Consider the following 14,820-nt stretch of genomic DNA (forward strand, 5'->3'; position numbering starts at 1 on the left):
CGTCGCCCCGCCCCTTGCCCGTGCCGGCCCGCGCCGAACCTGTCAGGAGATCGCCGTGCGAACCTTCCGCCGCCGGGCGCTCACGCTCGCCGCCCTGCTCGCCACCAGCAGCGCCCTCGCCGTCGTGGGGGCACCCCCGGCCGCGTTCGCCGCGCCGACCCTTACCGTCAGCGTGACCACCGGGCTGTCGGACAAGCAGCAGGTCGTCGTCAACGGTTCGGGCTTCACCCCGGACCTGAAGCAGATTGCCGTCGGTCAGTGCGTCGCCGGATTCAAGGGCCCGACCGACTGCAACCTCGCCGGCGGTGCCGCGTTCGTCAACGCCGACGGCAGCGGGAAGCTGCCCACGGTCACCCTGAAGCTGGCCCAGAAGTTCGGCGCGTTCGACTGCACCAAACACGAGTGCGTGGTCGCGGCGCAGATCCTGCCCGCGAGCGGCAACGCCGACCAGGTCGAGGCCAACAAGGTCTCGGTGCCGTTGACGTTCGGCAAGAAGCCGGCACAGAAGCCCTCACCGGCAACCCCATCCGCGACCCCCGCCGCGCCCTCGGCACCGGCGGCCACGCCGGAAGCCACCACGGCACCCTCGACCGGGCCGGCGGGCGCAGCCGGCACGTCGACCCCAACGCTGGTCAACGCCAACCCGGTGAGCGCCGGCCCGGACCGCTACGCGGTCACCGTGCTGGTCGGCTCCGGCCTGCTGTTGCTCTGCATCGGCCTGCTCGTGCTGATGCCCTACCGGAACCGGAGGACCCAATGACCCGACGTCGTCATACCGTCCGGGTGGCAGCGCTCGCGCTCATCCTGGCGCCGCTGCTGCTGCTACTCGCGATCCCGGCGGCGGCCCCCGCCCGGGCGACGCTGCCGGCCGCGGCGGTCGGCCCCACGGCCGGGACGCTGGGCTGCCGGCTCTACTTCAACGACGCTGGCACCGGCAGCTCGCCGACGGTCTGGCAGGACACCTTCACCCTGACCCAGTCACCGGCCGAGCCGAAGGTCGGCGACACCGTGACCGTCACGCTCACGGCGAAGACCGGCCCCGACAACGGGCCGGTGGGGCTGAACGCCGGTGACGTGCCGGTTAACGTCACGCTGGCCCTGGGTGGATCCCTCTCGGGCAGCGCGACGCTGCGGATGTCCTCGTACCCGGCGCGGGGCGTCGCCCCGGAAGCGCCGCTCGGCCCGATCACCGCGACCGGCACCTACTTCGCCGCCGCCGCCGGAGCGGCGACGCTCACCGTCGGGCGGGTCACGTTCACCAACGCCTCGGCGACGACGCACTGCTCGGCGGCCGGCGACCGTGACCACAAGGCGGCACCGGCGCCGACCTCCATCGTGGAGAGCTTCACCGTCGGAGGTACCGGCACCGCGACCCCACCGCCGAGCCCGTCCGCCTCCGCCTCCGCGTCGCCGTCGCCGTCGCTGCCGCCGCCCACGACGAACGCCCCGCCGCCCACGACGAACGCCCCAGCGCCGACCGCAACCGACGAGGTCGACACGCCCGCCCAGCCGTTCGGCCCGAAGAGCGTGAAGCTGAACTGCAAGACGCTGAGCAGCCTCTCGTCGTGGACCGCCACGCACACGCTGAGCATGTCGCCCAGCAACCCTGGGCGGGGCGCCAAGGTGACGGTGAGCCTGAAGTTCTCGGCCGGACCGAAGAGCGGACCGGTGCCGGTCGGTGGCGGCGATCTGGTGCCCAAGGCGACCGTCAAGGTCGGCGGGGTGGGCAGTGGCACGGTCAACCTGCACGGCCCGGCGTACGGCGCGATCGACGCCAACGCCATCCTGCCCGGCGCGACGCTGACCGGGACCTACACCACCTCGCAGGCAGGGCTGGTGTCGCTGACGGTCACCAACATCGTCTTCGACCACCCGCAGGTCGACACCGAGTGCAACGCGGGCGCGGACCCGGTGACCGGCCCAGCGGCGACGTCGATCGTCGCCAAGTTCACGGTGAAGTCGCGGGCCGCGACCGGCGACGAGGGCGAGGGCGGCGGCGGTGGCAATGGCGATGGGTCGCTGCCGACCACGGGCGAGGGGGGCGTGACGGCGCTGCTGCTGCTCTGGTCCAGCGCCGTGCTCCTGCTCGGTGTCGGCCTGGTCGTGGTGCTGCCGAGGCGTCGCGGAATCCCGCGGAGCTGAGCCGGCGAACGGCGCGGGCCGGGAAACATCCCCGGCCCGCGCCGTTGTCTATATCGCCGACCGCGCCGGTGTCAGTACTCGCGCAGCAGGGAACCGGCGCCATACACCTTGTCGGCGATCCCGTTATCGCGCAGCGCCATCCACCAGGTTGCCGCGTTGATGGCGATCACCGGCTTGCCGAGCCAGCGTTCGGCCTCGTCGGCCAGCCCGACCATCGACAGGTTGGTGCCGCACTGGACCAGGGCGTCCACGTCCGGGCCGTCCACCGCCAGCAGCGCCCGGCGCAACTCGTCCTCGGTGACGTGGGCGATGGAGACCGCAGTTGGGCACTTGAGCCCCTCGATCGCGGCCACCTCGAAACCGATCTCGGAGAAGAACTGCACCACGTTCGTGTCGCCGATCGGCTGGTACGGCGTCACCACGCCGATCCGGCGCGCGCCGTAGAGGCGCAGTGCCCGCTCGCACGCCTCCGCCCCGGTCGCCACCTCCAGCCCGGTGGCTGCCTCGATCTGGGCGACGAATTGCCGGTTGCCCTCGACACCGCCCCAGAACGTCTCGGCGGACATGCCCATCACCATGTAGTCGGGCTCGCAGGTCAGTACCCGCTCGCAGGCCGCGCCGATCTCGTCGCGGATCTGCGTCAGGAGGTTCTCGAAGTTGCTGTCGCTGGACAGGTCCTGGTTGCGGATGTGGATCCGGGAGAAGTGCGCGGTCACACCCGGCACCGTCATTCGGTAGAAGTCCGGCTCCACGATGGTGTTGGTGGACGGGGCGATGACGCCAAACTTGCGGCGCCAGCCGAGCGCGTCGGTCATGACCTGACAGCTCCTTCCTGGGTGGGGTTCGGGTGAGGGCTGGCCGTGGCCAGGGTGTGGGCGCGCGCGGTCAGCCACGCCGCGACCAGCAACGCCGCCTGGCCGAGGGTGTTCGTGCCCTGCTCCACCCACTGCATGGCCAGGGTCTCGTGATCGGGGTGGTTGCGCAGCGGCACCAGCAGCAGCACGCAGGCCAGCCCGACGGCGTAGAGCGCCACCGCGCCCCAGGCGCGCCGCTGGGCGGCGATGATCGCGGCCAGGACGCTGATGGTGGTCACGCCCGTGGTGGCGAGGGCGAAGATGGGGGCGAAGATGGCGTACGCGGTCGCCACGCTGGCGGTAACGACCAGCACGGCGGCGAACGGCCACCACGGCACGCTGCGCCCGCGCAGCGCACCGGCCAGGCCCCAGATCAGTCCGACCGCGCCGACCGCCATCAGCGGGAACAGCGCCGCCTCCAGCCAGGGCAGGTCGATCGAGAACCCGGCCAGCAGCAGCTTCCAGGTCGACTTGGCCAGGCCGCCGAGGCCGATCAGGACGGCGCCGATGCGGGCGACCGGGCCCACCCGGGGCACGATCCGACCGGACAGCCCGGCCAGGATCCAGAACCCGACCAGCGCCAGACCGGTCGGCACGAAGTCCTCCAGCGCGAGAACGACGGTGTAGTCGTTGCTGTTCACGATGTGTGCTCGCGTCGGGTCACCCAGGGCCTCCGACAGAGTCGCCGAAGAGGTCGCGCTTGCGGAAGCTGGCGACGGCGAACCGGGCGGCGGCCTTGCGGCTGGTCAGCCAGGCTGCCCGGCTGCCGTTGCGGCCCCCGGCGAGGATCTGGTCGGCCAGCCACGGGGTGACCGTCTCCACCCGGTCGCCGAGGATGTTGAAGATCTTCTTGGCCTTCGCCAGCTCGTCCGGCGGGTAGTCGTGGGTGAGCAGGTCGGTCACGACGATGCCGGGCGAGAGGTGGTGCACGGTGACCTTGTCGGCGACCCCGGCTGCGGCGAGCTCCTTGGCCAGCCCGTCGGTCAGGTAGGTGACCGCGCGCTTCGACGCCCCGTACCCGGTCAGCCCCGGCCGGGCCTGGCCGTTGGAGCCGAAGCCCTCCATGTTCCACAGCGCGCCGTGGCCCTGCTCGACCATCGCGGCGAGCACCACCGCGCTGGCCCGGGCCACCCCACCGAGGTTCGCCGCGAGCACCCCGTCCAGCTCCGCCGGTGCCAGCTCCCACAGCGGGCGGCGGGCATGGTTCGTGCCCGCGTTGTTGATCCAGATGTCGACGCCGCCGAACGCCTCGGCGGCAGCCGACCACAGCGCGGCCACGTCGGCGCGGTCGGTGACGTCCGCACGCACCCCGAGCGCCTCGGCGCCGGCCGGCGCCGAGGCGTCGGAGGGCAGCGCGGCGAGCGCCGTGGACACCGACTCCGCGCTACGTCCGCAGAACGCGACCCGGGCGCCGCGGGCCAGCAGCGCGCGTACCAGGCCGGCACCGATCCCACGAGTGCCGCCGGTCACCACCACCGCGGTCATCTGGCCGGCTCCCAGGTGAGCAGGCCGTGCAGGACGCTGTCCAGCACGTTGCCCCGGAACAGCTCGTACACCACGGCGAGGCGCCCGCCGGCGGACATGCCCGGCTCGGCGTCGATGGCGAATTCGCGTCCCTTGACCTTCCATACGTCGCCGCCGTCGGCGTGGAAGTGCCAGGACGGGTAGCTGGCCCGGCCGAAGCCCTGGGCGTTGCCCCAGGCGTCGGGGCCCTCGAAGAACAGCCGGTCGCCGTCGCGGCGCTGCTCGACCGTGTACCGCCGGTCCAGCCCGGCACCGGCCCAGCTCACCACCCGGCGGGTGCGGAGCAGGTCGATCGGCTCCAGGCCGAGCCGCACGGCGACCTCGCCGCGCAGCTGCTGGTCGGCGCCCCACAGCTCGCAGTTGCCGGTGAACGCGCCGGCCTGCTTGGTCGGCAGGATGTACGGCACCGGACCGCGCCGCTCCTCGGCGGACAGGAACCGCGCCACCCGCTCCCGGGTGTCCGGGTTGGTGTCGTGGTCGAAGCTGCGGGTGTAGACGCCGTTGAAGCAGCCCACGACCGCCCAGCCCTGGTAGAGCATGGACGAGTAGACCTGGGTCTCGCCGTCGGGCAGCACCTGGTTCCAGGTGTTCAGGTCGACCTGCCAGCCGGGGCCGTAGTAGTGCGAGTCCACGAAAGACCCGTACGGCTGGCCGGTGCCGAAGAAATCGGGGCCGGTGTAGACCCGGTCCGCGTCGGAGTCGAGCACGCCGAAGGCGAAAGGCGCGCCCAGCCGGTAACGCCCGGCCAACTCGCCCCCGCCGACCAGCCCGCCGTCCATGTAATAGGTGGTGACGCCGTCGGCGAAGACCGACGAGCGTCGGATGTCCTCGAAGCCCTTCCAGACGCCGGTGGCGGTGAACAGCGACGGCCGGCCGTGCCAGTCGCCGGCGATCCGCTGCTGCCACTCGCTCGGTTCGGCCTCCGTCGGTTCGGTCGTCGGTGCCGTTGGTTCACTCATCGCCGATCAGCTCCGCCCGGATCCGGTCGGTCGCCGGCTCGCCGATCAGCCGGGTGACCCGGGCCCAGACCGGGTCGACGTCGGGGCTGAACAGGTTGACCCGCACGGCGGTGTCCCGGGCGGCCAGGTCGGTGTCGGCCAGGCCAGCCAGCACGTCGGTCGGCAGGCCGTCGGTGACCAGCGTGGACCAGTGCTCGACGTACGCGGAGACGGCGGCTCCGATCTTCCGGAACGCCTCCTCGGTGGCCCGGCCGACCAGCATCCAGGGCGACATCAGCGCGTACTGGCGCGGCCCGATGTCGGCCCGGCTCAGCCCGTCCATCGCGCTGGCCTCGGTGAAGACCTCGGTGAGTGGCTGGTACGCCGCGTCCATGTAGGGCAGGTGGCTGCTCAGCTCGGCCCGGGGAATCAGGTCGAGGTGGTACGCGTAGTAGTCGCCGCCGTACACCGAATCCAGCGTGAAGTGCGGGACCGCGCTGTCGGCGGCGGTGAAGGCGAAGACCATGTGGCTGTCGAGGCGGATCATCGGGACGACCAGCCCGACGTAGACCACCTTGGCCACCGGCTGGCCGGGTGCGCCCTGCCAGACCCGCAGCGCACCCACCGGGTCGGGCGACATCGGGCTGCTCAGCGGCTCGTCGATGACCGTGGTGAGCGGGTGCCGGGCGGTCAGATGGGCCACCGCGTTCTCGCAGAGTTCCAGCGGGAGGCTCATGCCTGCTCCTTCGTCGTCGCGCCGTTGGTCGGTTCGGGGCTCGCCTGCGCCTGCGCTCCCGCGGCGGCGTCGGCGCCCTCTTCCTCGGTGATGCGCTTGAGCCCGATCCGCTGCGCCTCCGCCACGGTCGGGTGGTCGCCCTTGGCCTTGTGCACCCAGGCACGGGCCAGCTCCGGGTTCTCCCGGCGGGCCGGCGAGGGGATGACGGTCGCCTCCCGGCGCGGGACGTCGCCCGTGATCCGGTCGGCGTCGGAGAGCATCCAGCCTCGTTCGGCCAGCTCCTGGCGGCGTCGCCGGTAGTGCACCGCGATGAGGTCGCTCTTGACGTGCAGTTCCGCACCGAGGTCGAACGGGAGCAGCTCGGGGCGGACGTTGTTCACCACCTCGGCGTCCTGGTAGAAGATCTTGAGGACGCGCTGTACGGCGTTGCGGTTGGCCCACGCCCCGGTGAAGAAGGTGCGCAGCGCGACCCACTTGACCAGCGTGGTCGTCTCGTCCACCGGGATGTTGGTGTCGTAGATGATCAGCTCACCGATCGGCAGCCGGACATGCAGCTTGATCATGTTGGGCAGCATCCAACCGGCCGAGGTGACCACCGGCGGGCGGTTGGCCAGGTCCGCGTTGTTGCGGTTGATCAGCGACCAGAGGCCCTTGGAGCGCGGCGGGTGCAGGCTGACCGTGGCGTACGCCGACCACTCGTCGGGTATTTCGAGCTCGTACTCGGGAACCTCGGGCTTCTGCGGGTTGCCGAATGCGCCGCCGTGCACGAAGGGCGCGTGCGCGATGTCGCAGCCGTTCTCCAGGATCCGCTCGTAGTTGGCCTTCCACAGGAACTCGCCGGTCACCGCGCGGAACTTGCCGCCGTTCTCCACCAGGTTGTCGAACTCCGGCCAGACCGGGATCGGCGGTCGCTCGGCCTCGGGCAGGTCGCCCATGAAGACCCAGACGAAGCCATAGCGCTCCTGCACGGGGTATGAGTCGACCCGGGCCTTGTTCGGGATGCCCCGGCCGGGCTGGTTCGCCGGGATCTTCGTGCACGCCCCACCCGGCTCGAACTCCCAGCCGTGATACGGGCAGACGATGTTCTCGCCGGCCGTCGAGCCGCCGGAGAGCGCCGCGCCCCGGTGCACACACAGGTCGGACAGGGCCACCACGCGCCCGCGCGGGGTGCGGTAGAGGGCCAGGTACTGGCCGAGCACGGTGATCCGGGCCGGCTTGGTGGTGACCCGGTCGGAGAACTCGACCGCGTACCAGAAGTTCTTGAGCATGGTGGCTTACCTCCGACGGAACGAGGCGATCGAAGAGGTGGTGTCGAGCTGTGCCAGCAATCGGTCGAAGCCGTCGGCCGGTTCGCCGCGAAGGTGGACGGCGAGGAACCCGGACAGCAGGTCGACCAGGAGCGCGCGGGTGGCTTCTGGCTCGGCGGTCGCCTCCTCGTCGAGGAAGGCGCGCGCCGAGGTGGGATCGAGCGGGTGCACGATGCCGAAGTGGTTGGCGCCGGCCAGCCGCACCAGCAGGTTGGTGCCGCCCGCGTCGGGCAGCGCCTCGTCGAAGGTGCGGGTGATCGGGTCGGCGCGGGTGGCCGCGTCCTCGCCGTACCGGTCGGCGGAGCCGTTGATCACGCCGTCGTGGGTGCCGGCGAGCAGCATGACCGGGCAGTTCACCTGGGCCGGCAGCACGGTGCCGGCCGGCCAGCCGAGCATGGTCGCCACCATGGTGTGCGCCCCGTAGGTGGCCACCGCACGGACCTCGGGCAGGAACCGCGCCGACTGCAGCGCGACCGTACCGCCGGCCGAGTGGCCCACCAGCGCCACCCGGTCGAGGTCGAGCAACCCGTCGAGCGGTCCGGTGAGCTGCGCCAGCGCGTCGAGCACCGGGCGCAGCGACGGGCTCGTCGGCCGGCTGCCGTAGCCGTCCGGCCGGGCCGCGTCCAGGTCGACGCCCGGCGTGATCCCGTGCAGGCCGGCGAAGAGCACCCCGACCCAGTCGTAGGTCACCGCGACGACGCCACGGGCGGCCAGCTCCACCGCCAGCCAGCGGTAGGTGTCCTGCCCGACGTTGACCCCGGAGACCAGCAGGACCACCGGGTACGGCGCCCCGGCCGGATCGGCTGCCAGCACCCCGCTGAGCCGCTCGGCGTCCGAGCCGGTGGGCCGCGCCGGGTAGTAGACCCGCAGGTGTGCGGTGTCGAACGGGGCTGGTGCACCGGGGACGCGTGCGGCCCACCAGAGCGACCGGACACCACTTCGCCGCGGATCGCTCATGCCGACGGCCGGGGGAGTTCGCGGTCGCCGCCCCAGAGCGCACGGACGAGACGGTTGGTGGTCTCCTCGCCGAAGTAGCGCACGCCCATCACGTTCGCCGGGTCGCGGTCGGTGATGTTGCGGCGGATCCGCAGGTCGGTCTCGGCGAGCGCGGCCCGCTCCTCGGCCGGCACGGGCTCGGCCTCGTCGACCCAGCGCAGCCAGCGGTCGACGTGGGCGTGGGTCAGCTGGCTGACCTTCTCGATGTTCTCCGGGCTGCGGTCGAAGGAGTAGCAGTGCGCCGTCGGCGAGAGGCTGGCCCGGATGAACCCGGCCCGGCTGACGAAGTAGTTGAACGCCGGGTCGTCGCGCAGTTGTAGCCACTCCTCGTTGACCGGCTCGTAGTACCGGTCGTAGTAGTCGCCGTGCTCGACCATGTTGACCCGAGGTACCGAGTCGACGTAGAACCAGCCACCGGGCCAGACCAGCAGGGCCAATCCCAGGTGCGGCACCCTGACCTGCGGGCCCAGCCAGCACGTGAGGTGCAGGTTGGCGAAGCTGGCCGCCGGGTTGCCCAGCCAGGAGCGCACGAGCCAGTCGACCTCGGGCCCGGTGTACGCGGCGAGCGAGCCGCCCGGCCCGTTCGGGTAGTCCCCGTAGTGCTCCAGCGGCTCTGTGGACGGGTCGCGGGTCAGCTCGAACCGTGCGTCGATCTTGGCCTTCAGCTCATCCAGGAGCACCTGGTACCGGTGGAACGTCTCGTGGACGTCGACCGTGGGGGAGTCGTCGAGCATGTCCTCGACATGTTTCAAGGTGTCGGCCACGGGTCAGCGCCTTTCGGTGAGAGCCTGGACGAGCCGCCACGGGCGGCCGTCGACGAGGTCGGTGCGGCGGGAGACGAGCCGGTTCGCCGCCTGCGCCGGGGCCACCACGGCATGCGTGACGGGCCGGTCGGCGGCGATGTCGGTGCGCAGCGGGCTGCTGATCCGGCCGGTGAACGGTCCGGCCCAGGTGGTCCAGAGGGTGAAGTCGGCGCTGAGCGCGAAGACCGCGGCGCCGGTTCCGAGGGGCCCGGCGGCGATCACGTTGAGCCGGTTCTCGGCGGCCCGCTCCGGCAGGCCCAGCGCCAGCTCCCAGGGCTCGCGCGGAGTGAACGGCACGGCGACCACATCGGCGTCGGCGAGCGCGGCGAGCCGGAACGTCTCCGGGAAGATCGCGTCGTCGCCCACCACGATCGCCAGCCGCCCCCAGGGAAGGTCGAAGGTGCGCAGCGCGTCGCCGGGCCGTGCGGCGTCACGGGCCGCGCCGGCCCGATGCAGTTGTGGCTGCTCGCCGATCACGCCGGACGGGCCGATGAGCAGCCCGACCGGGCCGTCGGCGCCGTGGGCGGTGGCGACGGCGTACGCGTCGGTGCCGCGCAGTGCCGGTGCCAGCGCCGCGGCCACGTCGGCCGGCCCGGCGTGCGCGCCGAGGGCGTTCTCGGCGAGCACGCCGAGCAGCGCGCCCTCGGCGACCGCCTTGCCGAGCAGGTCGGCCGCCTGGCCGGGGTCCCGCGGCCGGACCACGGCGACCGGCAGGCTCGACGCGCCGGCCGGCCGGCGGCGACCGGTCGGTGCGCCCCCGAGTGGGCCGTAGAGCTCTGGTCGGCGGGCCGTGCGGATGTCGGTGCCGTCCGGGCGGTGCTTGTCGTCGGCGCGTTCCGGAGCGATGTCGGCGATGACGATGGCCTCACCGGTGCGCGGGCCCCTGGCCACCACCGTGCCGTCCGGTGCGACGATCTGCGACTCGCCGGCCCCGTGCAGCCACTGCTCCGGCACGCCGAGGCCGCGGCTCATGGCCGGTAGGTGCTCGGCGGGCAGCAGCGGGCCGACCTTGTTGGCGGCGATCACCCAGGCCCGGTTCTCCGCGGCCCGTACCGGGATGTGCAGCGCGGCCTCATCCGTGGCGAACGAGTTCAGACTGTTCAGCAGCACCTGCGCGCCGCGCAGCATGAGCCCGCGGGTGACCTCGGGAATGACGCCCTCCATACAGGCGTACATGCCGATCCGGCCGATCGGGGTGTCGAGCACCGGTCCGACCTCGGTCGCCGGGTCGAGGTGGTCGTTCTCGGCGCCCATCAGGACCTGCTTGTCGCAGCTGCCGAGCACCGCCCCGTCCGGTCCGAAGAGGAAGTTGGTGCCGCCGGTGCGCCCGTCGGGGTAGGCGTGCGTGACGTTGATTTTGATGTACATCCGGTGCTCGGCGGCGCTCGCCGAGATCGCGGTGAGGAACGTGTCGCCCGGCCGGGTGGCCAGGGCGTGTGCCTGGGCGCGGTCGGTGTACCAGGCCAGGTGGTTGCAGAACTCGGGCAGCACCACGAGCTGCGCGCCCTGTCCGGCGGCGTCGGCGACCAGGCGTAGGCAGGCGGCCAGGTTGGCATCGATGTCCTGGCCGGCCTCGAACTGTACGGCGGCAACCCTGATGGTCATGCCCGCTCCGGTTCCCCTAGCGAAACGCTGTTTCCAGAACATACACTCGGGCGACGCTGGGGAACAGGGGGACGAACAGGTGTTTACGCACGTGGTACTGATGAAGTTCGCCGATTCGGCCGATGCTGCCAAGGCGAAGTCGTTGCTGGAAGGTCTGGCCAACACAATTGATGAGATCGCGACGCTGACGGTCGCCCTGGACACGCTGCGGACCGCGGTCTCCTACGACCTGTGCATGATCAGCACACACACCGACGCGGACGCGTTGCGCGCCTACCAGGCCCACCCCGCCCACCTGGAGGTGGCGGGCTGGCTCAAGCCGCGCCTCGCGGCCCGCGTCGTCGTCGACTACTGAAACAGGGCCCGCCCGACGCGGCCCGGCCTCAGCCCGGGTACGCGTTGGCGGCCAGCCCGGCACCACCGGGCCGGAACGGGCCGGGGGCGTGCACGACGCAGGTCTGCGCGTACTCGGCCAGCCCCTCCTCGGCGTACTCACGGCCGTAGCCGGAGCGCTTCACCCCACCGAACGGCGCCCGCAGCGACAGCCCGGTGCGGTTGTGCGTGTTGACGAAGACGAAGCCCGCCTCGACCCGGCGGGCCAGCGCGAACGCCCGCTCCTCGTCGGCCGACCAGACGGAGCCGCCCAGGCCCAGCTCGTCGGCGTTGACCCGGGCCAGCAGTTCCTCCTCGTCGTCGTAGAGCAACAGCGGTACCGTCGGCCCGAACTGCTCCCCGGCGACCACCTCGGCGTCGTCCGGTGCGTCCAGCACGAGTGTCGGGGTCACGAAGTACCCGCCGGCCAGGTCGGTGCCGCCGTCGACGGTGCCCAGCGGCAGCGCGGTGGCTCCCCGGTCAACGGCCGCGGCCACGATCCGCTCGATCCGGGCGGCGGCGCCCGCCGAGACGACCGGGCCCATGCTCACCCCGGGCGTGAGCGCGTCACCGACGCGCAGCACCTCCGCTGCGGCGGACCGGTACGCCGCCACGAAATCGTCGCGGCGGCTGCGGTGCACGTACAGCCGCTTCGCCGCCATGCACACCTGGCCGCTGGTGGCGAAGCTCGCCAGGACCAGCCGGCGCATCGGCTCGGCGTCCAGGTCGGCGTCGGGCAGGAAGATCGCCGCGTCGTTGCCGCCCAGCTCCAGCACGACCGGCGTGGTCTGGGTGGCCGCCGTCGCTGCCACCTGCCGGGCCGCCGCGCTGCCGCCGGTGAACGCCACCTTGCGCACCAGCGGGTGCCCGACCAGCGCCGCTCCGGCTGCGGCGTCGCCGTGGACGACCGCCAGCGTCCCGTCCGGCAACGCCCCGGCGAGCAGGCGCAGCGCCTCCGAGACTGCCAGCGGGGCAAGCGGCGAGGGCTTGACCACCACCGCGTTGCCGGCGGCGAGGGCCGGGGCCACCTTGAGCACGGTGAGGATGATCGGCGCGTTCCACGGCGTGATCGCGGCGACGACCCCGTAGGGCCGGGGCAGCCGCAGGAGCCGGCCGGCCGCGTCGTCGATCTCCCGCTCCGCGTATGCCGCCGGGGCGTGCTCGACGACCCAGCGCAGGTACGTGGCGGCGAACCCGACCTCGCCGCGGCAGTCGGCGAGCACCTTGCCCGACTCCCGGGCCAGCAACTCGGCCAGCGCCTCGCACCGTCCGGCGATCGCGTCGGCGCCGGCGGCCAGCGCGGTGAGCCGCCGTGCGATGCCGGTGACCGCCCAGCCCCGCTGCGCGGCGTCGGCCCGGCGGACCAGGGCGTCCACCCGCTCTGGCCCGCTCACACCGACCGTGCCGACCAGCTCGGTGACCCTGGACGGGTTCTCCCGCTCGATCACCGGGCCGTCGTCTGGCGCCGTCATGCCCGCGCCACCGGCTGCCCGGAGTCGGGGCGCAGCGAGGCGATCATGGAGCTGCGCAGCAGATACGCCCGGGCGGCCGCCGGATCCTCGGCCAGCGCGCGCAGGCCGGCCAGATGCGCGGAGCGCAGCTGCGGATCGGTGACCCGCATCCGGCGGTAGTTCTGGTCGGAGACCTCCTGCACGTACGTCAGGGCGATCCGGCGCCGCTCGTCGGCCACCGTCGTCACCGCCCGGTCCAGCTCCCCGTCGTCCGGTGCCGTGCGGCCTGAGGCCAGCACCTGCGCGTAGGCGACCGCGTCGTGGATGCCCGAGTTCATGCCCAGCCCGCCGAGCGGGTTGTTGACGTGCGCGGCGTCGCCGGCCAGCAGCACCCGCCCCTGCCGGAACGCCGTGGCGACCCGCTGGTGCACCCGGTACAGGCTGGCGTGCGCCACCCGCCACGGCCGGCCCGGGTCGGCGATCGCCCGCAGCCGCTCGTCGAGCCGGCCCAGCTCGTGGGCGTCGGGGGTGTCCTCGGGGGTGGGCAGCAGCACCCGCCAGTGCTCCGGCGTGCGCAGCAGCACCGACCACTCGACCGGGTCGAAGACGTAGTTGACGTACGCCAGCGGGCCGAGCAGCGCAGGCAGGTCCTCGTCGGTGGAGGCCACCAGGAACCGTTCGGGGTAGGTGATCCCGTCAAACGGCAGCTCCAGCGCCCGCCGTACCGCGGAACTGGCGCCGTCGGCCGCGATCAGCCAGTCGCCGGCCACTTCCCGGCCGTCCTCGGCGACCGCGACCACGCCGCCTTCGGCCGGATCCGCGGCCTGCCGCACCGAGTCGACCGGCCAGCCGAAGTGGACCCGGGCCGCTGGATGCCGGGCCAGGTGGGTCAGCAGGATCTGGGTCAGCTTGGACTGCTCGCACTGCACCCGGTACGGGTACGGAGTGTCGGCGGCGAGCACCGAGAGGTCCAGCTCCGCGATCAGCCCGTCCCGACGGTCCCGGTAGGCGAACGTCGGCGCCACCAGCCCGCGCGCCAACAGGTCCACACCGACCCCCAACGCGTCGAGCATCTCCAGCGTCGGCGGGTGGAACGTGGAGGCACGGGACTCGGCGGCGAGGTCGTCACCGGCCTCCAGCACGGTCACCTCGCAGCCCTGACGGGCCAGCGCGAGCGCCGCGGTCAGCCCGACCGGCCCCGCTCCGGCGATCAGCACGTGCATCAGGCGTACCTCCGATCGAGAGTCAGCGCGTCGTCCTGGCCGACCAGCGCGGTGAACGACGACCAGGCAAGCCGGGGCACCGCGTCGGCGTGACCGTCCCGGCCGATCGCGGCGTAGGCGGCGGCAGCCGCGCGCAGCGCGGCCAGCATCGGCGCGACCGGGTGCAGCACGACCCGGACCCCGAGCGCGCCGAGCGCGTCGTCGGGCGGGAAGGCGCGCACACCAGCCGCCTCCGAGCGGTTCACCACCAGGGGTACGCCGGGCAGCGCGGTACGCACCGCCGCCAACTCCTCGGCGGTGTCCACACCCTCCAGGAAGACCGCGTCGGCGCCGGCCTCGGCGAACCGGCCGGCCCGCTCGATCGCCTCGTCGAGGCCGGCCACCGAGTAGGCGTCGGTGCGGGCGATCAGCACCAGGCCGGTGCCCGCCTCGGCGATCGCCCGGATCTTCGCCGTCGCACCCGCGATGTCCAACAGCTCCTTGCCGGCCAGGTGGCCGCAGCGCTTCGGGCTGACCTGGTCCTCCAGGTGCAGCCCGGCGACGCCGGCCGCCGCGTACCGCTGGGCGGTCCAGACCGCGTGCAGCGGATTGCCGTAGCCGGTGTCCGCGTCGGCGATCAGCGGCACGCCGGCCAGCGCCGGGACCAGCCGCGCGGCCCGCTCCGCGACGTGTGTGCCGTGCAGGTATCCCAGGTCGGGAAGGCCCAGCTCGACCGCGGCGCAGACCGCACCGGACAGGTGCACGACGCGGTGCCCGGCCTCGGCGGCCAGCGCGGCGGTGAGCGGGTCGTGTACGCCGGGGGCGTGCACCGGCGAGGCGCCGCCCAGCAGCGCCCGCAGCACGTCGGCCGGGCGTGCGGTCACCGCGCC

15 protein-coding genes are annotated in these 14,820 nt (G+C 72.9%); 3 read left to right on the top strand and 12 right to left on the bottom strand.

The genetic code is table 11. The features are described from left to right. Window positions 1–55 precede the first annotated feature (55 nt). Together ABZ808_RS00420 and ABZ808_RS00425 are read left to right on the top strand one after the other, a co-directional pair. Window positions 56–760: a neocarzinostatin apoprotein domain-containing protein gene (locus tag ABZ808_RS00420; RefSeq protein WP_356998783.1), complete on the top strand. Its 705-nt coding sequence runs from the start codon at window positions 56–58 to the stop codon at window positions 758–760. Window positions 761–783: 23 nt separating this feature from the next. Further along, window positions 784–2,142 (top strand): hypothetical protein, encoded by a 1,359-nt coding sequence (locus tag ABZ808_RS00425; protein WP_356998786.1) that lies wholly within the window; start codon window positions 784–786, stop codon window positions 2,140–2,142. A gap of 71 nt (window positions 2,143–2,213) precedes the next feature. Here ABZ808_RS00425 and ABZ808_RS00430 read toward each other — a convergent pair whose 3' ends face one another. From ABZ808_RS00430 to ABZ808_RS00470, 9 genes are read right to left on the bottom strand one after another with little or no spacing between them, the layout of a single operon-like run. After that, window positions 2,214–2,957 (bottom strand): arylmalonate decarboxylase, encoded by a 744-nt coding sequence (locus ABZ808_RS00430; RefSeq protein WP_356998789.1) that lies wholly within the window; start codon window positions 2,955–2,957, stop codon window positions 2,214–2,216. Next, window positions 2,954–3,637: a hypothetical protein gene (locus ABZ808_RS00435; protein WP_356998791.1), complete on the bottom strand. Its 684-nt coding sequence runs from the start codon at window positions 3,635–3,637 to the stop codon at window positions 2,954–2,956. The genes ABZ808_RS00430 and ABZ808_RS00435 overlap by 4 nt, the downstream gene beginning before the upstream one ends. Before the next feature lie 19 nt (window positions 3,638–3,656). Then, window positions 3,657–4,481, bottom strand: a complete 825-nt coding sequence (locus tag ABZ808_RS00440; protein ID WP_356998794.1) for an SDR family oxidoreductase — start codon at window positions 4,479–4,481, stop codon at window positions 3,657–3,659. After that, on the bottom strand, window positions 4,478–5,479 hold the full coding sequence (locus tag ABZ808_RS00445; protein ID WP_356998796.1) for a hypothetical protein: 1,002 nt from the start codon (window positions 5,477–5,479) through the stop codon (window positions 4,478–4,480). The genes ABZ808_RS00440 and ABZ808_RS00445 overlap by 4 nt, the downstream gene beginning before the upstream one ends. Further along, window positions 5,472–6,194 carry a hypothetical protein gene (locus tag ABZ808_RS00450; RefSeq protein WP_356998798.1) on the bottom strand — a complete coding sequence of 241 codons (723 nt, stop codon included), beginning with the start codon at window positions 6,192–6,194 and terminating at the stop codon, window positions 5,472–5,474. The genes ABZ808_RS00445 and ABZ808_RS00450 overlap by 8 nt, the downstream gene beginning before the upstream one ends. Next, window positions 6,191–7,462 carry an aromatic ring-hydroxylating dioxygenase subunit alpha gene (locus ABZ808_RS00455; protein ID WP_356998800.1) on the bottom strand — a complete coding sequence of 424 codons (1,272 nt, stop codon included), beginning with the start codon at window positions 7,460–7,462 and terminating at the stop codon, window positions 6,191–6,193. The genes ABZ808_RS00450 and ABZ808_RS00455 overlap by 4 nt, the downstream gene beginning before the upstream one ends. A 6-nt stretch (window positions 7,463–7,468) precedes the next feature. Beyond that, window positions 7,469–8,458: an alpha/beta hydrolase gene (locus tag ABZ808_RS00460; protein WP_356998803.1), complete on the bottom strand. Its 990-nt coding sequence runs from the start codon at window positions 8,456–8,458 to the stop codon at window positions 7,469–7,471. Then, window positions 8,455–9,261 (bottom strand): oxidoreductase, encoded by an 807-nt coding sequence (locus ABZ808_RS00465; RefSeq protein WP_356998806.1) that lies wholly within the window; start codon window positions 9,259–9,261, stop codon window positions 8,455–8,457. The genes ABZ808_RS00460 and ABZ808_RS00465 overlap by 4 nt, the downstream gene beginning before the upstream one ends. A gap of 3 nt (window positions 9,262–9,264) precedes the next feature. Beyond that, window positions 9,265–10,905, bottom strand: coding sequence for a nitrilase-related carbon-nitrogen hydrolase (locus ABZ808_RS00470; protein WP_356998809.1), 1,641 nt, complete (start codon window positions 10,903–10,905; stop codon window positions 9,265–9,267). 79 nt (window positions 10,906–10,984) lie between these two features. Between ABZ808_RS00470 and ABZ808_RS00475 the strand changes: the two genes are divergently transcribed. Continuing rightward, entirely contained in the window at window positions 10,985–11,260 is a 276-nt protein-coding gene (locus ABZ808_RS00475) for a Dabb family protein (RefSeq protein ID WP_355597684.1), read from the top strand. A 28-nt stretch (window positions 11,261–11,288) separates the two neighbouring features. On the opposite strand, the gene ABZ808_RS00480 is transcribed toward ABZ808_RS00475, so the two are convergent. The 3 genes from ABZ808_RS00480 to ABZ808_RS00490 are packed head-to-tail and all read right to left on the bottom strand — an operon-like array spanning window position 11,289 to window position 14,814. Continuing rightward, the gene (locus ABZ808_RS00480) at window positions 11,289–12,749 is read right to left on the bottom strand and encodes an aldehyde dehydrogenase family protein (RefSeq protein ID WP_356998812.1); all 1,461 of its coding nucleotides are present in this window, start codon (window positions 12,747–12,749) and stop codon (window positions 11,289–11,291) included. Next, a complete protein-coding gene (locus ABZ808_RS00485; protein WP_356998814.1) occupies window positions 12,746–13,951 on the bottom strand; it encodes an NAD(P)/FAD-dependent oxidoreductase in 1,206 nt (401 codons plus the stop codon). The genes ABZ808_RS00480 and ABZ808_RS00485 overlap by 4 nt, the downstream gene beginning before the upstream one ends. Next, window positions 13,951–14,814 (bottom strand): isocitrate lyase/PEP mutase family protein, encoded by an 864-nt coding sequence (locus ABZ808_RS00490; protein WP_356998816.1) that lies wholly within the window; start codon window positions 14,812–14,814, stop codon window positions 13,951–13,953. The genes ABZ808_RS00485 and ABZ808_RS00490 overlap by 1 nt, the downstream gene beginning before the upstream one ends. Between the last annotated feature and the right edge of the window lie 6 nt (window positions 14,815–14,820).

Origin of the sequence: Micromonospora sp. NPDC047527 (genome assembly GCF_040643015.1) — a bacterium.
GTDB lineage: Bacteria > Actinomycetota > Actinomycetes > Mycobacteriales > Micromonosporaceae > Micromonospora.

What these genes read in the sequence shown, in the direction of transcription:
- ABZ808_RS00440 (WP_356998794.1), bottom strand. Translation starts at nt 4,481, where the DNA reads ATGACCGCGGTGGTGGTGACCGGCGGCACTCGTGGGATCGGTGCCGGC.
- ABZ808_RS00480 (WP_356998812.1), bottom strand. Translation starts at nt 12,749, where the DNA reads ATGACGGCGCCAGACGACGGCCCGGTGATCGAGCGGGAGAACCCGTCC.
- ABZ808_RS00450 (WP_356998798.1), bottom strand. Translation starts at nt 6,194, where the DNA reads ATGAGCCTCCCGCTGGAACTCTGCGAGAACGCGGTGGCCCATCTGACC.
- ABZ808_RS00460 (WP_356998803.1), bottom strand. Translation starts at nt 8,458, where the DNA reads ATGAGCGATCCGCGGCGAAGTGGTGTCCGGTCGCTCTGGTGGGCCGCA.
- ABZ808_RS00470 (WP_356998809.1), bottom strand. Translation starts at nt 10,905, where the DNA reads ATGACCATCAGGGTTGCCGCCGTACAGTTCGAGGCCGGCCAGGACATC.
- ABZ808_RS00430 (WP_356998789.1), bottom strand. Translation starts at nt 2,957, where the DNA reads ATGACCGACGCGCTCGGCTGGCGCCGCAAGTTTGGCGTCATCGCCCCG.
- ABZ808_RS00485 (WP_356998814.1), bottom strand. Translation starts at nt 13,951, where the DNA reads ATGCACGTGCTGATCGCCGGAGCGGGGCCGGTCGGGCTGACCGCGGCG.
- ABZ808_RS00455 (WP_356998800.1), bottom strand. Translation starts at nt 7,462, where the DNA reads ATGCTCAAGAACTTCTGGTACGCGGTCGAGTTCTCCGACCGGGTCACC.
- ABZ808_RS00445 (WP_356998796.1), bottom strand. Translation starts at nt 5,479, where the DNA reads ATGAGTGAACCAACGGCACCGACGACCGAACCGACGGAGGCCGAACCG.